We start from the raw sequence: 17,494 nt of genomic DNA, 5'->3' as shown, positions 1-17,494 counted from the left end.
TCAATGACATATTTTATATCGAATTTTTGTCTATGCAAAAATTAAAAATGCAAAAACTAAAAATGTAAAATTAAAAATGTAAAATTAAAAATGTAAAATTAAAAATGTAAAATTAATTAAAAATACAAGCCTTTCAAAATAAAAATGAGGACTGATATTATGTCTTTTAAACAAATCACGGTATTTCTTGCAATCTTGTTCATTTTTCTTTCATTTGCCGGCAGCGCGGCGGCTTTATCGGCCGATTTCGGCCGGCTGTCAGCCGATGACAGCACTTCTGTTTCAGGACCGATAAACGGCAGCATTTTTGATCCTGCTGAAATCATTAAATCGCCGCCGACCGTTTTGTTCTTAGTTCTTGCGGGATTGGCCGTGGCAATTATTGCTTATTTCATGCTTTTGAAATATTGATATTTTAAAATTGATATTTCAAAATATTTGAATTGGTTTTTGAATTGGTTTTCCATTTTTTAAATTTTGAATCGTTTACAATTCAGAATTTAAATTTGTTTATTAAATTCGTTTATTAAATTCGTTTATCAAATCCGGATTATAAAATAATGGGAAACGAATCGCGGGGAAATCAGATTCAAAAATCAAAACCCGATTCCAAAACTCTTTATAATCTTCAAACCATATCCCGTAAAATAAAATAACAAAATTCAAAACTTTATAAATTTTTCAAAAACAGCAAAGGACTACTTATTATGGTTATGGACAAACTCGGCGATTCTCTTCAGGGCGCTCTCAAAAAATTGATCGGTGCCGGCCGCATTGACGAAAATATTGTCAATGAGGTTGTGAAAGACATTCAGCGCGCTCTTCTGACATCCGACGTCAATGTCAAAATGGTCATGGAAATGTCAAAGCGCATTAAGGAAAGATCCTTAAAAGAAGCGCCGGCCAAAGGCTCCGATCCGCGCGAACACGTTGTCAAAATCGTGTATGAAGAAATGGTTGCCATCATGGGACAGGGCGCAAACATTGAACTCAAGCCCCAGACCATTATGATGGTCGGTCTTCAGGGCAGCGGTAAAACCACATCTGTCGCCAAACTGGCGCGCTTTTTCCAAAAGAAAGGCTTAAGAGTTGCCGTCATCGGCGCCGACAATTTCCGCCCGGGCGCTTATCAGCAATTAAAAACACTCTCTGAAAAGCTGAACATTTACTTCTACGGCGAAGAAAACGAAAAGGATGCTGTCGGAATTGTCAACCGCGGCATGAAGGAAATTGAAAAGTACGAAGTCAAAATTATTGACACGGCCGGCCGCCACGCTTTGGAAGCCGATCTGATCGCTGAAATGGAAGCCATCAATGAGGCAGCCAAACCCGATCAGAAATTTTTGGTGCTTGACGCGGCCATCGGTCAGCTGGCCGGACAGCAAGCCAAAGCATTCAACGATGCCGTCGGCGTGACCGGAATCATCATCACAAAACTCGACGGTACCGCAAAAGGCGGCGGTGCACTTTCAGCCGTTGCCGAAACAGGAGCGCCGATTGCTTTCATCGGAACGGGCGAAACACCCGACGCGTTTGAGAAATTCGACACCGACCGTTTCATTTCCCGCCTTCTCGGCATGGGCGACTTGCAGTCTTTGCTTGAGAAAGTGCAGGAATCCATGAAAGAAACCGAACTCGACGTTGACAATATTATGAAGGGTAAATTTACCCTCAACGACATGTACGCTCAGCTCGAAGCCATGAACAAAATGGGACCGCTCAAACAGGTGATGAGCATGCTTCCGCTCGGTTCCATGGGCCTCGGCGGCGCCAAGCTTTCCGACAAAGATTTGGATGCGACAAGCGAGAAAATGAAGTATTACAAAGTGATTATGGATTCCATGACCGCTGCCGAACGCGACGATCCGAAAGTGATCAGCGCCGGCAGAATTACCAGAATTTCCATGGGCTCGGGACGCAGCCCCGAAGAAATCCGCGAACTTTTGAAATATCACAAAACCATGCAAAACGCCTTTAAGAATTTCGCCGGCAAAGGCGGCGGACGCAACATGCAGAAAATGATGAAAAAAGGCGGCATGGGCGGCGGAAATCCGGGCGGGAACTTCCCGTTCTGATTTTCACTTATTTCACCCAATATCTTTTTTAATTTTATTTTTAGCTGTTTTTTGTGTTGTTTTTAGCTGTTTTTTGTGTTGTTTTTTGGTGTTTTTTTTGGTGTTTTTTTGGGTTTTTTGGTTGTTTTTTGATTCTGAATCGTTTTGGTTTTTGCTTTTTACTTGTTTTAGTTTTTATTTTTTATTTGTTTTTGTTTTGTTCTTTATTTCCTGTTTTTTGATTCATGGTTTTATTTTGATTCAGCCCGAACAATACAGCGGAGACAGCACATTTTTAGAGAATGCCAAAACAAAAACGCAAACCAATCCCAAAGCACACATTAAAATCGGAACTGAAGGCGCAAGGACAAGCCCTGCCGCAAAAGCTGCTGCCGGCGGGTGTTCAAAACCGAACAATGCCATCAGCAATGTGGATGCAAAAACCGCCAAACCGCAGAACAAAACCGTATAAGCGAATGTCGGTTCCGCTCCTTGGAACAAAATATTGGCATAAAAACACAAAAACCCGACAGCTGCGGCAATTAAATGCCCGCCGATTAAATTTCGGGATTGCGCTGCCGGCGATTCGGGAAAAATAAAAACAATGAAAATGCTGGCAATCAAAGAAGTGACGACAAGCCCGTATTCAAAAAGTCCCATCATTAAAAAGAAAACAGAAACAAATCCGGCGGCAAGTGTGCTTTGAATTAAACAAAGGCGAATTTTTTTATTCCCCTGAACACCGAATTTTTCCAACAATTGCATACAAATCACATCTGCAGTATAGTTTCATTTTGATACTCATTAATAAAACGCGATTCATACTATAAAAGAAAAAAGTTTCCGATCGGATAGTCGGTATCACATCAGATATTCTGCAAATTATCTGTAAATTATCTGTAAATTATCTGTAAATTATCTGTAAATTATCTGTAAATTATCTGTAAATTATTTGCAAATTATCTGTAAAAACGGATTCAGGTTTGAATGATTTTAAAAATTCATGCGATTCGCACGCGGGCGAAGCTTCAAAAATGATTCAATTATAAAACAATAAGAAGAACAGCTATAAGAATGAAAACAAGATGATTGAAACTCGTAAGAATAAAAACAACGGGAATGAAACAATAACGAAAAAAAGAAAAGGTAAACAGAGAAAAATCTCTGTTCATTTGTTTTAATATTTTAATTTTCAAATTAAGGCATATCCATGCCCATACCCGGATCCATGCCGCTCATGTCCATTCCCGGAGCGCCGCCCTGGGATTTGGTTGTTGCGATCACATCGTCGATTCTGAGAATCATGACGGCGGATTCGGTGGCTGCGTTGATGACCTGAGTCTTCACGCGGAGGGGTTCGACAACGAATTCTTTCCACATGTCAACGACTTCGCCTTTGAAAACATCGAGACCGGCGGTTTTTAAGCCTTTCTCGTGGCTGGAGCGAAGGTCCATGAGCATGTCAATCGGGTCAAGACCGGCGTTTTCTGCCAATGTCTTGGGGATGATTTCGAGTGCTTCTGCGTAGGCGCGGACAGCGAGCTGTTCTCTGCCTTCGAGTGTTGCCGCGTATTCGTTGAGTCTGAGTGAAAGTTCGACTTCAGGTGAGCCGCCGCCTGCAACAAGTTTCTTGTCTTCGATGACGACGCCGACAACGCGGAGAGAGTCTTCGAGTGCTGTTTCGATACTGTCAATGACATGGTCGGTACCGCCGCGGAGAAGAACGGAAACGGATTTCGGGTTCTCACAGCCGGTAACGAAAATCATGGCATCGCCGGAAACTTTCTTTTCTTCAACGAGTGCTGCGTAGCCGAGGTCGTCTGCGCTGATTTCATCAAAGTTGGAAATCAAAGCAGCGCCGGTTGCGCGGGCGAGTTTTTCCATGTCGCTCTTCTTGACACGGCGGACAACGAAAATGCCTGCCTTTGCAAGGAAGTGCTGTGCCATGTCGTCAACGCCTTTCTGAACGAAAACGACTGTTGCGCCGCTGTTGATGACTTTGTCAACGGTTGCTTTAATCATGGCTTCTTCCTGGTCGAGGAAAAGCTGGAGCTGGTCCGGTGAGGTGATGGAGATTTCAGCGTCGATTTCAGTGTCTTTGAGTTCAATGGCTTCGTTGAGCAAAAGAATCTTGGCGTTTTCGACTAACTCAGGCATGTTGCTGTGAACACGCTCTTTGTCAATAATCATGCCTTTAATCAATTCAGAATCTTCAATGCGGCCGCCGACTTTTTTGACCACGTTGATCTGTTCTCTGTCGACCTGCTTCTTGCCGTTGACATCGTCGACAACGCTGGTGACAGCTTCAACGGAAATCTTGGCCAAAAGCGGCTTTGCGGATTCTGCGCCTTTGCCGGTGATGGCGGTGGACGCGATGCTTGTTAAAAGGTCGACATTGGTTTCATCGACGTCTTTTGCAAGTCCCTGAACGAGCTCGACAGCTTTTGAGGCTGCGAGTCTGTAGCCGGATGCGATGACAGTCGGGTGAATGTCCATGTCAATGAGGTCTTCTGCTTTCTTCAGAAGTTCGCCTGCAACGACTGCCGCGCTGGTTGTACCGTCGCCGACTTCTTCGTCCTGTGTTTTGGAAACTTCGACGATCATTTTTGCGGCGGGGTGTTCAATGTCCATTTCTTTCAAAATGGTTGCACCGTCGTTTGTAATTGTGACATCGCCCATGGAATCGACAAGCATTTTGTCCATACCTTTGGGGCCGAGTGTTGTTCTGACGGCTTCGGCGACTGCTTTTGCAGCCATAATGTTGTTGCCCTGCGCGTCTCTTCCGCGAGTGCGCTTGCTGCCGTCTTTTAAAATGAAAATGGGTTGTCCTGACATATTACGTCTCCTTAAATTTTGATAATAATGTTTGATTATAATATGATCGATTTTTCATCGATAGAACCCTCAAGCATGAAAATCATTTGAAAGGAAGCTTCAATCCTGCTTTTCCAAAGATAACATGAAATGACGATTCGCAGCTGTCATTCTCCGAATGAACCGGAATACAATATTTAATACAATATTCAGATTCAAAATCCAAATGAACTATTCAAATTCCAAATTCAAATGAACTGAAAATACAGCTGAAAGGACTTTCCCGAAATTGCTTTGACATTCCCGAACAGATGTGCTTCTCGGGCTTAAAGCCGCTCCCGACATCTGTCCATCCTTTGCCGAAAACGATATGCAGAAACACGGTTTTCGGACAATTCACGGAAAAATTACAGCTTAAAATTGATAGAACTTCTATATAAGATGAACGGTTCGACAATGTTCGACAATTTCAGATAAGTATATAAATGGTTGACGAAAAAGAGTTTTATCTGATGAGAACCTATTAAGTTTGAAATCCGACCTTTTATTGCGTAAAATGATTCAGCTCATTTTTGATGTTTCAGATTGAAATTCTGATGTAAAATTTAACTCAAATTTTTCATTTTTTCAAATTCAAACCATAACTTAATATCTGAGGCACTTATCAAAACTAAAAAAGCAGGAGGGCACAATATGGAAGATGTAATTAAAAGCACCGAAATGACGCTCAGTCTCGAAGATTTGGGCATGGCAAAAACAATGGATGCCGACACGGCAGACAGCGGTGCTTCCGCCGAGGGGAGTGCGGATACTGCAGAAGAATCTGTCGAAATTGAAATTGAAGAAGAAATTATTGAAAAAACGAAAGATGAACTCGCAGCCGAACAGAAAGCCGTTGTTGAAAAACTGGCGAAACGCTGCGAAGAAAACGGTCCGATTGATCCCGAGCTTTTCAACAAATATAATGTTAACCGCGGACTTCGCGATGCCGACGGCAACGGTGTTCTCACCGGCCTGACAGAAATCAGCGACGTCCAATCCGGCCGTCCCGCAAAGGGCGAAACCGAACACAAAAAAGGCCGCCTGTTCTACCGCGGCATCGACATCAATGAACTTGTCGGCGGATTTGTTTCCGAAAAACGTTTCGGTTTTGAAGAGGTCACATATTTATTATTATTCGGAACGCTGCCGACCGAATCTCAATTAGAAGAGTTCAAAACACTTCTCGGCTGCTACCGCACGCTGCCGGAAAACTTTGTCCGGGACGTCATTTTAAAAGCCCCGAGCAACGAAATGATGAACACGCTTGCGCGCGGCGTTTTAACACTTTACTCTTATGACGAAAATCCGGATGACACATCCGTTGAAAACGTTCTTCGCCAGTCTTTACAGTTGATTGCTTTGTTCCCGATGCTGGCCGTTTACGGTTACCAGGCATACGGACACAAGTACGACGGCAACAGCTTAGTTATCCACAGTCCGCAGCTCGAACTCTCGGCTGCCGAAAACATTCTTTATATGCTTCGCCCGGACACCAAATACACTGAGCTCGAAGCCCGCCTTTTGGATTTGACATTGGTTCTCCATGCCGAACACGGCGGCGGCAACAACTCGACATTTACCTGCCGCGTCGTCAGCTCCTCTGGAACAGACACTTATTCGGCAATCGCTGCCGCCCTCGGCAGTCTGAAAGGCCCCAAACACGGCGGCGCAAACATCAAAGTCGTCAAAATGTTCGAGGATATGAAAGCCAATATCAGCGACTGGACCAACGAAGAAGAAGTCGGCGGCTATCTCAGAAAACTCCTGAACAAAGAAGCTTTCGACAACGCCGGTTTGATTTACGGAATCGGGCACGCCGTTTATTCATTAAACGACCCGCGCGCCGACATTTTCAAGAAATTCGTTGAAAACTTGTCGATTGAAAAAGGCCGCGAAGAAGAATTCAAACTTTACGCAATGGTCGAGCGTTTAGCGCCCGAAATTATCGGCCAGGAAAAACGCATTTACAAAGGCGTTTCCGCAAACATCGACTTTTACAGCGGTTTTGTTTACAGCATGCTGGATCTTCCGATGCAGCTTTACACGCCGATTTTTGCAATGAGCAGAATCACCGGCTGGAGCGCGCACCGCTTAGAAGAGCTCATCAACTCCGGCAAAATCATTCGCCCCGCCTACAACGCCGTGGGCGAGCGTCAGGCATACATTCCGCTCAAAGACCGGGCAACGGCCGGAACGGAAATTATTTTTGAAGAATTCTGCGCTGAAACGGAAATTGAAAAACAGGAATAATTTTCCTGTTTGATTCTTTTTTATTTTGCTTTTTATTTTCTTATTCAAACATTATTATTTGAACAGCGGCAGCTGTGTTCGGATTGAAAATCCCGTGCTTCTGCCTGCGCACGGACGGGCAAAATTTAAAAAAATTGAAAAAAAGAAATTTTGTTTTTGAAGAGTTTGAACAAATACGAAAAATTATTTTTGAAGAATTTGAACAAACACAAAAAAATATTTTTGAAGAATTTGAACAAATACGAAAAAATATTTTTGAAGAATTTGAACAAACGCAAAGATTGTTTTTGAAAAATTTGAAAACGCCGGAAAAATTATTTTTGATTTCGGGCGCAGAATTGACAGATTTTCTGTCCGCCGGCTTCGACACAGCGCGCGACACCGACAGATTCCCCGCAAATCGGGCAGATGATATTGTCAAAAATTTTCGCTTTTTCGGGAGCCGGCTGCTGCGGTTCTTTCACGTCGTAAATCTGATTTCCGGCTGTTGATAAAATATCATTGACGCGTTGGTCGGAAAGTTCGTGATAGCGGGCCGATTCTTCTTCGGTTGCCGTATCGGACATGACTTTTTTGCGCAGTTCGTCCATTTCCGGATTCGGTTTGAAGAAATCGGGACGCATGATTAATCGAACAGCTTTGCCGCTGTTCCGGTTGTAAAAAGTAAAAGCGGTTTTGCCCCAATTGTTGACAATCAGATTGCCTTTTCCGGCCGTTGTTCCGAGAATCGTTTGAATCGAGTCCACGGTACAGGAATCGGTTTCGGTGATGACAACGGCTTCTTCGTCTTCCGAATAATTCAAATCCAGCAGTTCACGCGCGTAAAGCGCGGCAACGTAGCCGAGCGCAAGCCCGCCGCAGGAATGACCGTGAAAAGCAACGGCATCATCATAAGAACGTTCGGAAATCTCTTTTAAAATCGGATCTGCTGACATAACAAAAAAATAATACGCTCACCTATTTAAACATATTGAAAAAAAGAATCTGAAGCCGTTTCACTTGTTTGAATCGAATTTTTAAATATAAAATTTCATCAGAATAAGTATTAAATATAGTAAAATAATTTGACGAGTGTGTTAAAATTTTAAAATTATGTAAGAAATTATAAACAAATTTTATAAAATTTTTATAAAATATTTATAAAACTGTAAAACAAAAAAGACTGCAGAACAGAGAGGGGAAAAAATGAAAAATTCCAAGCGAAATTGTGCTTTCAAAACAACCGGTATTTTGGCTTTGTTTTTAATTTTAATGATGATCTGTCTTCCGTTTTCCGGATGTCTCGGAAATTCGGACAATTCATCCGATAAGGAAACGATAACCATTACGGATGCGTTCGGCCGAACCGTTGAAGTCCCGGACAATCCCGAAAAGATTGCCGTCAGCGGCTCGGGTTCCATGAGATATTTTGTTTATCTGAACGTTGTTGACCGTGTCACCGCCGTAGATTATCAGGATAACAGTTCCAATTTAATGCCCAAAGACAAACGGCCGTACGCATTGGCACATCCCGAAATTAAAGAAAAGCCGCTGCTCGGCACAAGCAAAGGCATTGTTGACGCCGAAAAATTGCTGGCCGCAAATCCGGATGTTTTATTCTATTCCGCAACTTCTTCAAACGATATCGCCGCAGCCGATCAAATTCAGGCTAAAACCGGCGTTCCCGTGGTCTTATTCTTCAGCGGCAACTACATCACGGAAAAAGAAGAGATCGATGAAACGCTTCTCATGCTCGGCAAAATTCTTCACAAAGAACAGCGCGCCAAAGAAATCATCGGCTTTTTTGAAAATACAACGGCCGACTTGGAAAACAGAATCAAAAATATTCCCGCATCCGATAAAACCGTTTTTGTCGGCGGCGTTGCTTACAACGGTCCGCACGGTTTAAACGGCACGAACCCGATTTACATGCCCTTTGAAATTTTGAAGGCCGACAATGTTGCCGCCGGCGTTCCGCTCAGCGGTCCGAGCACGGGATACGCGCTTGTTTCAAAAGAAATCATTTTGGAATGGGATCCCGACATCATTTTTGTCGATGTTGAAACGGCAACCGCTGCCGGCGGCGGCGCATTTTTTGAATTGAAAAATGATCCGTCTTACAAAAGCCTGACCGCCGCGAAAACCGGCGAGATTTACGCCGTCAACCCGCACACATCCATGGGCGTCAACCACGAAACAGCGCTTGCCAACTGTTATTATGTCGGCAAAATCCTTTACCCCGAACAATTCGCCGATGTGGATCCGGCCGAAAAAGCCGACGAGATTTACATATTTATTGTCGGCGCGCCGGTTTTTGATCAGATTCAGAAAAATGCCGACGGCTTGTCTTATGCGAAAGTGGATTTAACGCAAATCTGAAACGCTCTTAAAACGGCAATTTTGAAAATGAGGGAGTAAAATGCATTTGGAAGACGGAACAAAACCCGCCGGCTACAAAAAATATGTCGCCAAAAAAATCGGCGCCATTGCCGGCATGTTTCTTTTTTTAGTTCTTTTCGCGCTCTTTGCCGTCTCTGTCGGCTCAGTCAGTATTCCGATTCCGGATGTGATTTTAACGCTTCTGTCAGGCCCCGGCGGTTCGGGACTGTTTGACCGCGTTATTTGGAACATCCGCATTCCGCAGATTGTAACGGCAATTATTGCGGGCGCAGGCCTGGCCGTTGCCGGCGCTGCCATGCAGTCTGTTTTGAAAAATCCGCTGGCATCGCCTTACACGCTCGGCCTCTCCAATGCGGCGGCGTTCGGCGCGGCTGTCGGCATTCTCCTTTTCGGACTCGGAACGACCGGAAACAATATGGCCGACGCCATTACCGTCAACAACCCGTATCTTGTCACCGCCTGCGCATTCCTGTTCAGCATGCTGGCATCTGGAATTATTTTAATTATTGCTAAAATTCGTTCGGCAACGCCCGAAGTCATGGTGCTTGCCGGCGTTGCGCTGAATTCACTTGCCGTTGCCGGACTTGCCGCGATTCAGTATTTTGTGGACGAAACAAAAGTTGCGGCAATCGTTTTCTGGCAATTCGGCGATGTTGCCCGCGCGGGAATGCCTGAAATTATCATCATCGGCCTTGTTGTTTTGATTTGCTTCTTTTATTTCGTTTGGAAACGCTGGGACTTCAATGCGATGGATGCGGGCGATGAAACGGCAAAAAGTTTGGGCGTGAATGTTTTCCGCCTCCGTTTGGTCGGCATGACGGCTGCCTCTCTCATCAGCGCCGTTATCGTCTCGTTTTTAGGCGTCATCGGCTTTGTCGGTCTGGTCTGCCCGCATATTATGCGCCGCCTCATCGGAGACGATCAGCGTTTTTTAATCATCGGAACCGCCGTTTGCGGCGCGCTTTTGCTTCTTGTCTCCGATACAATCGCGCGGACAATGATTTCACCGCACGTGTTGCCGGTTGCGATTATTACGTCCTTTTTGGGCGCGCCGATTTTCTTATACTTGATTGTGAGGGGAAAATAAAATGATTCTCAATGTCAATGACGTTCATTTCGATTACCGGAGCCGGAAAGTTTTAAACGGAATTGAACTCGGCGTGAGCCGGGGCGAAATTTTAGCAATCATGGGCCCCAACGGTGTCGGCAAAAGCACGCTTTTGAAATGCATGGACTTGATTTTAAAGCCGACGGCCGGCGCCGTAATGGTAGACGGCAGTGATTTGTCAAAGCTTTCCAAACAGGAAGTCGCGCAGAACATCGGCTACGTTTCTCAGCGCAACGAAGTTTCAAGAACAACGGTTTTTGACGCCGTCCTGCTCGGCAGAAAGCCGCATATCGGCCTGACGGTCAGCGAAAAAGATTACAAAATCGTGGATGCCGCACTCAAACGTTTTGAACTGGAAGACATGCAGCTTCGGCGGATTGATGAAATGAGCGGCGGGGAACTTCAAAAAGTTTGCATCTGTCGGGCGATTGCGCAGGAGCCGAGCGTTCTTTTATTGGACGAGCCGACCAGCAGTCTGGATCTGCACAACCAGCTTGAAATTTTAAAAATCATCCGAAACGTGACAGAAGGGCATCAAACAGCGACTGTTCTGACGATGCACGACTTGAATTTGGCGCTTCGCTTCGCCGACAAATTCGTTTTTATGAAAGACGGAATCATTCACGACGCCTGCGGCGCGCGCGGCGTGACGCCCGAAATTATTGAAAACATCTACGGCGTCAAAGTTCACATCGAATATTTCAAAGACATACCGTATGTCATTCCGGAATAATTTTTTTGAATCGTCAATTCGATTCGTTTCAAAATGTTTACAAAGAGCTTTTGCCAATCGTTTTTTGCTTCAAAACCGTAAACCGAAACGATTTTAAAATGTTTACAAAAAAGTCTGTACTTTGTGAAAAATTAATTTTTAAAAAAAATCAATCATTAAAAAACCAATCATTAAAAATTCAATAATAAGAGAAATGAGAATTACAAAATCAAAAACATCGAACCGCATGGAAAAAACATAAACGGTATAAGAAAAAAGGCGACATGTGAATCAATTTTCACATGCCGCCTTTCTTACGGGGTTGGTTTATTAGGGTTTTGGTTTATTTCGTTCTTTGTTTTTGATTGGTTTTGATTTGTTTTTGATTGGTTACAGGGGTGGGGTTTACTATTTTATCAGTTTATTTTGGTGGTGATAAACTGAAATGTATGCTTTTTACACGAAATCAAGCGGGGCTTGATTCCGGTCTCCGGCAGACTTCCGAAATTTTGGAAACTGCCGAAACCGGGATCAAACAAGATCGATCGATTTCACACAACAATCGATTTGCTTGCACGTTTTTATCTGTTTCACTTTTTTTGTTTGGTCGTTTTTCAAATGGTTTGCTTTTACAGGTGGTTTCGTTTTGCAGACGATCGCCTTTCGTATTTTTCGAAAAAACGTTATCTTCGTCCGTTCATTGTAAACCTTTTTTTGCAATTTGGTTTACAATGAACTCAAGTATTTTATTGTATTTATATGTTTCGTTTCATATGGGATGATATTTTTCTTTCATAGAGTTGTGCGGGATTTTATGTGAATTTTTAAAAAATTATTCAGCAATTACCGCCTCATTTGTTCTGAAAGAAGCTGTCGTATGAAACATGCGGCTTTTCGTGTAACCTTCAGACCCTGACTGATGGTGAGCGTAAATTTCGTCGGCTTCTTCCTGAGTCAGGCGGCCGGCTGCAACGTCAGCGTCTAAATTGGCTTTGATTTGAGACAGGAAAAAATCCTTCTTGTCATCCGCCGTCATATCCTGAAGGGCTGAAAGTTCTTCTTCGGAAAGCGGGGCTCTCATCTTAACGGAAATTGCACCGCCGTCACTGCAGGCAACAAATCCGCTGAACGTGCCGCTTTCACGGGCTTCCAGCATTTGATCGGCATCTTCCTGTGTTAAACTGCCGGATGCGACGGCTTCAGAAAGGCTCTGCTTGAACTGTTCCAAAAAGAAAGCTTCCTTTTCATCTTCAGTCATGTTCTTCAAAGCTTCAAGCTCTTCTTCTGTCAAAACTGTCAGATTTGAACTGCTTGCAAAGAGGCTGACATGGACGTTTTCGCCGGTTTCGCGTTCGGCATACATCTGATCGGCTTCTTCCTGCGTTAAATTGCCGGCTTCGACTTCAATGTCCAAATGTTCTTTGTATCGGGCAAGGAAGTAAGCTTCTCTTTCTTCCGCATTCATTTCGTCTAAAAGTTTCATTTCATCAGGATCATATTCGCTGAGTGAAACTTTCACAAATTTGACATCTTCCAAACCGTCGAAGTGTGCGCCGATTGTGATGGTTCTGCCTTCTTCGTCGGAAAGTTCAAAATGTTCAAAGTGTACATTCCCGACGCCGAACATTCCTTTCGATTGTTCGTCGTCTGAAATGCTGAGAGTCATAAATTTAGCATTCGAATGGTTTTGAACGTTGCCTGCGCCGAGTGCCGGAGTTATCGCCGATGCGGCAACAAGCAGGATCAAAAACGACCCGAGCAAATATTTTATATTCATTATTCATCTATCCTTTAATGTTTGTTTATTTAAAGCAAATACCGGATTGGCGTTCGCCCGCCGATCCGGATTTACAGCCGAATGTAAACCCATTTTAGTAAATCGGTTTACAATAAACCACTAAAGTGATATTTTATATAAATTTTATGGCATTTGCAGAAAAAAATTTTAGATTGTCTGCAAACGGATTCAAACGAAAAACGGAAAAGACTTATGTCACAAAAAGAAAACCAAATTCCGATGACAGCCGAAATTAAAGCGCTGCTGCTTTCCGTCGGATCTGCGGATGTCGAAGATCATAAACTGATATTACCGACATTAAAATCAACGGCCGGACCGAGTGCCGGAAGCTCAGGCTCTGTTTTTATCAATTCCGGCGGCCGGCGTGTTCGGTTAAACATCGATCAAAATGCGCCGCTGAAAATTCGGAAATTACCGGAATCGGATGAAATCGGCATTTATTTGGCAGAAAATTCATCGGAATCATCTGAAAACGCGTCGGGTTCAACGGAAAGCTCGCCGGATTCATCGGAAAAATCATTCGAGAAACTCATTGCAACCGGAAAAATCGAGCCCGTGTTGGCGCATTGTCCCGATCAGGCTTACATCAATCTGTCCGAAAAATGTATTTACGACTGCAAATTCTGTTCCGTTCCGATTCTTCAGGGGCACACAAAAACAAAAGAAGAAAGCTTGAAAATTGTCCGGAACGCTTTTGAAAAAGGACCGATGAAGGCGATTTCAATCACGTCCGGCGTTGAAAAAACACCAGAAGGCGAACTGGAACGCGTTTTGGAACTCATGCCCGAGCTGAAAAAATACAATGTTCCGATCGGCATTTCCATTTACGCGGTGTCCGGCGGTTCTAAAAAACTGAAAGATGCCGGCGTTTCGGAAGTCAAATACAATATTGAAGTGGCCGACCCTGAAATTTTCAAGGATGTCTGTCCCGGCCTTTCCAAAACCGATGTTTTTGCGGAACTCGAAGAAGCCGTTTCCCTTTTCGGCCGCGGGAATGTTTACAGCAATTTAATCGTCGGCCTCGGCGAAACTGATGAAAGTGCTGAACAAACGGTTGAAAAACTCGCCGAAATCGGCGTCATTGCCTGCATTCGTCCGATTTATGAAAACGCGCTTCGAAAAGGAGAATGTTTCATGAAGCGTCCTTCCAAAGAACGTCTGCTGAAACTGTTTGAAATGCAAAAAAGAATTTCTGAAAAATACGATTTGCATCCGGAAAAGTCCGAAACGATGTGTTCGCTTTGTTCGGGATGCGATATGGTTCCGGGAAGAGACGATTAAATCATAAATAAATAAAAGATTGGGGAGCCGAATGAATTCCGAAATCCGCCAAATTTGCGGATTTTTCATATTTATTCACGTTACCCAGCTTATAAGCAACCGCTTTTTCTTTTCCTTTATAATAATCATCATAGAATTTTCGGCTGATTCCTGCGTAAGCAGAAGTTTGATTCCAAACCTCATCCGGTCTGTCTTCAATGATGTCTAATATATCGACTTCGCCAACAACCTGCATAATTGGCGATGTCGCATAAATTACAATTTTATCAACATCTGAACGACAACGGACTTTCCGGAATTCAAATTTTTTTTCTCCGGTCATAATTTTATCAACATGTTCAGGATTGATTGATAATAACATTTTGCACATCGACATCGCCCATTTCTAAAATTTTAATAAAATCCTCTTTTGTGTAAACAATACTGTAAGGATAATCAGAAAACAAACCGTTATCCTTCAAATCTTTATAAATAATATTGTGGCCTTGCCCGAAATAGCCGTTGTACACCATTTCCAGCATAATAACCGTTTTATTTTGTTCAAAAATCTTCAATAAATCCATTGGCGTGTATTGTTTTGTTGCCGGCCACATTTTAACACCTCAATTAATTATTTAATGAGTTAAAACGAATTGGGGCGGCCGAAGTATAAACCTTGCGTTTTTTTCAAAAACGAAAAAATTAAATAAAGAAGAAATTCTTCATTTACTCAATTTTAAAAGCTTCTTCTGCCGAAAAGCCGCCGTGAACAACCGCGCTGATTCTTTTGGTCGTTCTTGTCGGATCTTCGGACTGGAAAACGTTTCTGCCGATTGCAACGCCTTTGCCGCCGGCTTCAAGCGAATCTGCAATCATCTGCAAAAGATCCAATTCGGACTCCATGTGCGGGCCGCCTGCGATGATGACCGGAATCGGTGTTCCTTTAACAACTTCGCGGAAAGAATCAATGTCGCCGGTATAATTTGTTTTGACAATGTCCGCGCCGAGTTCGGCCGCCAGGCGCGCTGCGTGTGCCACCACGTCTTTTCCGAATTCGGATGTAATTTTCGGGCCGCGCGGGTAAACCATCGCCAAGAGCGGCATGCCCCATTCGTCGCATTTTTGTGCGACGTAGCCGAAACCTGCCAGCATTTCCGGTTCGTCTTCCGCGCCGATGTTGACGTGAATGGAAACCGCGTCGGCGCCGACTTTAATGGCTTCTTCAACGGTTGTCACCAGCACTTTGTGATTGGAATTCGGGCCGATTGATGTTGAAGCGGACAGATGAATGATCAAACCGACATCATTGCCGTATTTTCGGTGGCCGTGTTTGGCAAGACCCATGTGACCGAGCACGGCATTTGCGCCGCCGCGGGCAACTTTATCGACCGCGTCCGGCAGATTTGTCAGGCCTTGGATCGGGCCGACACCGACACCGTGATCCATCGGCGCAATAATCGTTCGTCCCGTATCTCTTTTGATAAAACGCTCCATACGAATAGATTTTCCGATCATGCTCATGATTAAATTTCCTTTTCTGTTAATGTTTTTTAATAATTGTAACAATTTTTAGATATTTCTGTTTATATTTAAAGCTTCTAAGAGAAAGCAAAAAACAGAAAAAAGAAAACGAAAAGAAAGAAAAAACAAAAAAGAAAACGAAAAGAAAGAAAAAACAAAAAAGAAAATGAAAAGAAAGGAAAAACAAAAAAGAAAATGAAAAGAAAGGAAAACAAAAAACAAACCGATTTTTCAGAAAGACAGGAAATCCGCGACTTTGCGGCAGAATTCTTCCTGAGGGAATAAATCGTTCATTCCGAAAACAAGGATTCTGTCTTCTAAAATTTCGCTGAGGTCGGCATCCGTTTCGGCGGTGTGCGTTTCGTTCATAAATGTCACCAAAACGGCTTTTGAACTGTCTCCCGCAATTTGTTTTGTCCGATGAAGGATTTCAAAGCCTTTGGATTTGCACAAACTCTGCGTTTTGTCGGTCGTACACGAAATGCCGCACAATTCGTATCCTTTAATCAAAGCGACGTCGATTTCAAATTTTTTGGATGCGGTTTGAACCAAAATGTTGAGATCGATGCTTGAAACAATGCCTTTGTCAAACAGATTTTCTTTTAAAACGCTGTAAACGTACTGTTCAAACCATTTGCCGGTGATGTATTTTCGTGTTTCGATCAGTTTGTCCATTTGTTTGTTGCTGACTTCCGTTCTCAGATAATAATCGCCGTTTCTTTTTTCGATCAGGGAATATTCGGGTTTGTCTTCAAGAATTTTCAAAAAAAGCGTTTTTTTGAGAAGCGCCGAAAATTCGGGATCTTCGGGCAGCAAATCGCTCAGTTTGTTTTTACCGTGAACAGGAATAACTTTTCCGGGATCGGGATAAACATCGTAGAAATGTTTGCGCCATTTCAGATATTTGCAGAAATTGTCGGGATTTGTAATGATTTCCAAAAAGTCTTTGAAAAACTCGGCGGAAAAGCCGCCGCTGTCTTCTTCTTCGGGAATCGCCCGATATCCGTGAAGTTCGAAAAGGTCTTCGAATCCGATTTCAACCTGATTGCCGAGAAAAATCGAAGCAATCGGCTCATGCGCGTCCGAGTCTTCTTTGAGGCGGTTTCTCCGAGAATCAAAATAAGAAAAGGTCACGGCTTCGCCGAAAATCTCTTTAAATGTTTCATACGCGTGAAGCGACATTTCCTTTGTGCCGCCCGAATAATCCAAATGAACATTCTTCAAATCGTTGCTTTTCGACTGCAGAAGCATATTTTTAAGATCCGCATGAATTGAAAAAGCGTCTTTGATGCGGATTTCGTGCAGGAAAATTTGAATAATTTGAATATCTTCTGCATTTTTGTTTTCATTTTTTTTCAAAACGGATTTCAAATGAGAAGCGAAAAGCCCTGTCCCTTGGATATTGTTTTCCGAATCGTCCGCGGAATGAATCAAATGAATCGTCTTTAAACCGACCGCGTTTTTCAAAAAATAATCGGCGACGACATAATTGGAAAGCGGATTTGTTCCGATGAGAAGGTAAAGATGTTCGATATTTTTCATGAAGCTGCGGTCCT

General features: G+C 43.4%; 15 protein-coding genes. 7 read left to right on the top strand and 8 right to left on the bottom strand.

Annotated features, from left to right (window positions below; translation table 11 throughout):
• Positions 1 to 159 precede the first annotated feature (159 nt).
• Together MmiAt1_RS06975 and MmiAt1_RS06970 are read left to right on the top strand one after the other, a co-directional pair.
• Positions 160 to 411 carry a hypothetical protein gene (locus tag MmiAt1_RS06975; protein ID WP_318786171.1) on the top strand — a complete coding sequence of 84 codons (252 nt, stop codon included), beginning with the start codon at positions 160 to 162 and terminating at the stop codon, positions 409 to 411.
• 296 nt (positions 412 to 707) lie between these two features.
• Positions 708 to 2,075, top strand: coding sequence for a signal recognition particle protein Srp54 (locus MmiAt1_RS06970; protein WP_318786170.1), 1,368 nt, complete (start codon positions 708 to 710; stop codon positions 2,073 to 2,075).
• Between the two features lie 240 nt (positions 2,076 to 2,315).
• Here MmiAt1_RS06970 and MmiAt1_RS06965 read toward each other — a convergent pair whose 3' ends face one another.
• Entirely contained in the window at positions 2,316 to 2,819 is a 504-nt protein-coding gene (locus tag MmiAt1_RS06965; RefSeq protein WP_318786169.1) for an HPP family protein, read from the bottom strand.
• 432 nt (positions 2,820 to 3,251) lie between these two features.
• Positions 3,252 to 4,889 carry a thermosome subunit alpha gene (gene thsA, locus MmiAt1_RS06960; RefSeq protein WP_318786168.1) on the bottom strand — a complete coding sequence of 546 codons (1,638 nt, stop codon included), beginning with the start codon at positions 4,887 to 4,889 and terminating at the stop codon, positions 3,252 to 3,254.
• 672 nt (positions 4,890 to 5,561) lie between these two features.
• On the opposite strand from thsA, the gene MmiAt1_RS06955 reads away from it, so the two are divergent.
• Positions 5,562 to 7,160 (top strand): citrate/2-methylcitrate synthase, encoded by a 1,599-nt coding sequence (locus MmiAt1_RS06955; protein WP_318786167.1) that lies wholly within the window; start codon positions 5,562 to 5,564, stop codon positions 7,158 to 7,160.
• Positions 7,161 to 7,474: 314 nt separating this feature from the next.
• Here MmiAt1_RS06955 and MmiAt1_RS06950 read toward each other — a convergent pair whose 3' ends face one another.
• A complete protein-coding gene (locus MmiAt1_RS06950) occupies positions 7,475 to 8,095 on the bottom strand; it encodes an FmdE family protein (RefSeq protein WP_318786166.1) in 621 nt (206 codons plus the stop codon).
• Between the two features lie 250 nt (positions 8,096 to 8,345).
• On the opposite strand from MmiAt1_RS06950, the gene MmiAt1_RS06945 reads away from it, so the two are divergent.
• The 3 genes from MmiAt1_RS06945 to MmiAt1_RS06935 are packed head-to-tail and all read left to right on the top strand — an operon-like array spanning position 8,346 to position 11,380.
• Positions 8,346 to 9,518 (top strand): iron ABC transporter substrate-binding protein, encoded by a 1,173-nt coding sequence (locus MmiAt1_RS06945; protein WP_318786165.1) that lies wholly within the window; start codon positions 8,346 to 8,348, stop codon positions 9,516 to 9,518.
• Positions 9,519 to 9,558: 40 nt separating this feature from the next.
• The gene (locus tag MmiAt1_RS06940) at positions 9,559 to 10,626 is read left to right on the top strand and encodes a FecCD family ABC transporter permease (protein WP_318786164.1); all 1,068 of its coding nucleotides are present in this window, start codon (positions 9,559 to 9,561) and stop codon (positions 10,624 to 10,626) included.
• A gap of 1 nt (position 10,627) precedes the next feature.
• On the top strand, positions 10,628 to 11,380 hold the full coding sequence (locus MmiAt1_RS06935; RefSeq protein WP_318786163.1) for an ABC transporter ATP-binding protein: 753 nt from the start codon (positions 10,628 to 10,630) through the stop codon (positions 11,378 to 11,380).
• 811 nt (positions 11,381 to 12,191) lie between these two features.
• Here MmiAt1_RS06935 and MmiAt1_RS06930 read toward each other — a convergent pair.
• Positions 12,192 to 13,136: a hypothetical protein gene (locus tag MmiAt1_RS06930; protein WP_318786162.1), complete on the bottom strand. Its 945-nt coding sequence runs from the start codon at positions 13,134 to 13,136 to the stop codon at positions 12,192 to 12,194.
• 213 nt (positions 13,137 to 13,349) lie between these two features.
• Here MmiAt1_RS06930 and MmiAt1_RS06925 point away from each other — a divergent pair, with 213 nt between their 5' ends.
• Positions 13,350 to 14,438 (top strand): radical SAM protein, encoded by a 1,089-nt coding sequence (locus MmiAt1_RS06925; protein ID WP_318786161.1) that lies wholly within the window; start codon positions 13,350 to 13,352, stop codon positions 14,436 to 14,438.
• A 1-nt stretch (position 14,439) separates the two neighbouring features.
• Here the strand turns inward: MmiAt1_RS06925 and MmiAt1_RS06920 are convergent, their stop codons facing one another.
• From MmiAt1_RS06920 to MmiAt1_RS06905, 4 genes are all read right to left on the bottom strand, one after another.
• Positions 14,440 to 14,799, bottom strand: a complete 360-nt coding sequence (locus MmiAt1_RS06920; protein ID WP_318786160.1) for an ASCH domain-containing protein — start codon at positions 14,797 to 14,799, stop codon at positions 14,440 to 14,442.
• The gene (locus MmiAt1_RS06915) at positions 14,777 to 15,031 is read right to left on the bottom strand and encodes a hypothetical protein (protein WP_318786159.1); all 255 of its coding nucleotides are present in this window, start codon (positions 15,029 to 15,031) and stop codon (positions 14,777 to 14,779) included. Before MmiAt1_RS06915 ends, MmiAt1_RS06920 begins: the two co-directional genes overlap by 23 nt.
• A 112-nt stretch (positions 15,032 to 15,143) precedes the next feature.
• On the bottom strand, positions 15,144 to 15,938 hold the full coding sequence (locus MmiAt1_RS06910; protein WP_318786158.1) for a 2-amino-3,7-dideoxy-D-threo-hept-6-ulosonate synthase: 795 nt from the start codon (positions 15,936 to 15,938) through the stop codon (positions 15,144 to 15,146).
• Positions 15,939 to 16,169: 231 nt separating this feature from the next.
• Positions 16,170 to 17,480: a PDDEXK family nuclease gene (locus MmiAt1_RS06905; protein WP_318786157.1), complete on the bottom strand. Its 1,311-nt coding sequence runs from the start codon at positions 17,478 to 17,480 to the stop codon at positions 16,170 to 16,172.
• Positions 17,481 to 17,494 lie beyond the last annotated feature (14 nt).

This window comes from Methanimicrococcus hacksteinii, from assembly GCF_032714515.1.
GTDB lineage: Archaea > Halobacteriota > Methanosarcinia > Methanosarcinales > Methanosarcinaceae > Methanimicrococcus > Methanimicrococcus hacksteinii.
This window is presented reverse-complemented; position numbering and strand designations above follow the sequence as displayed.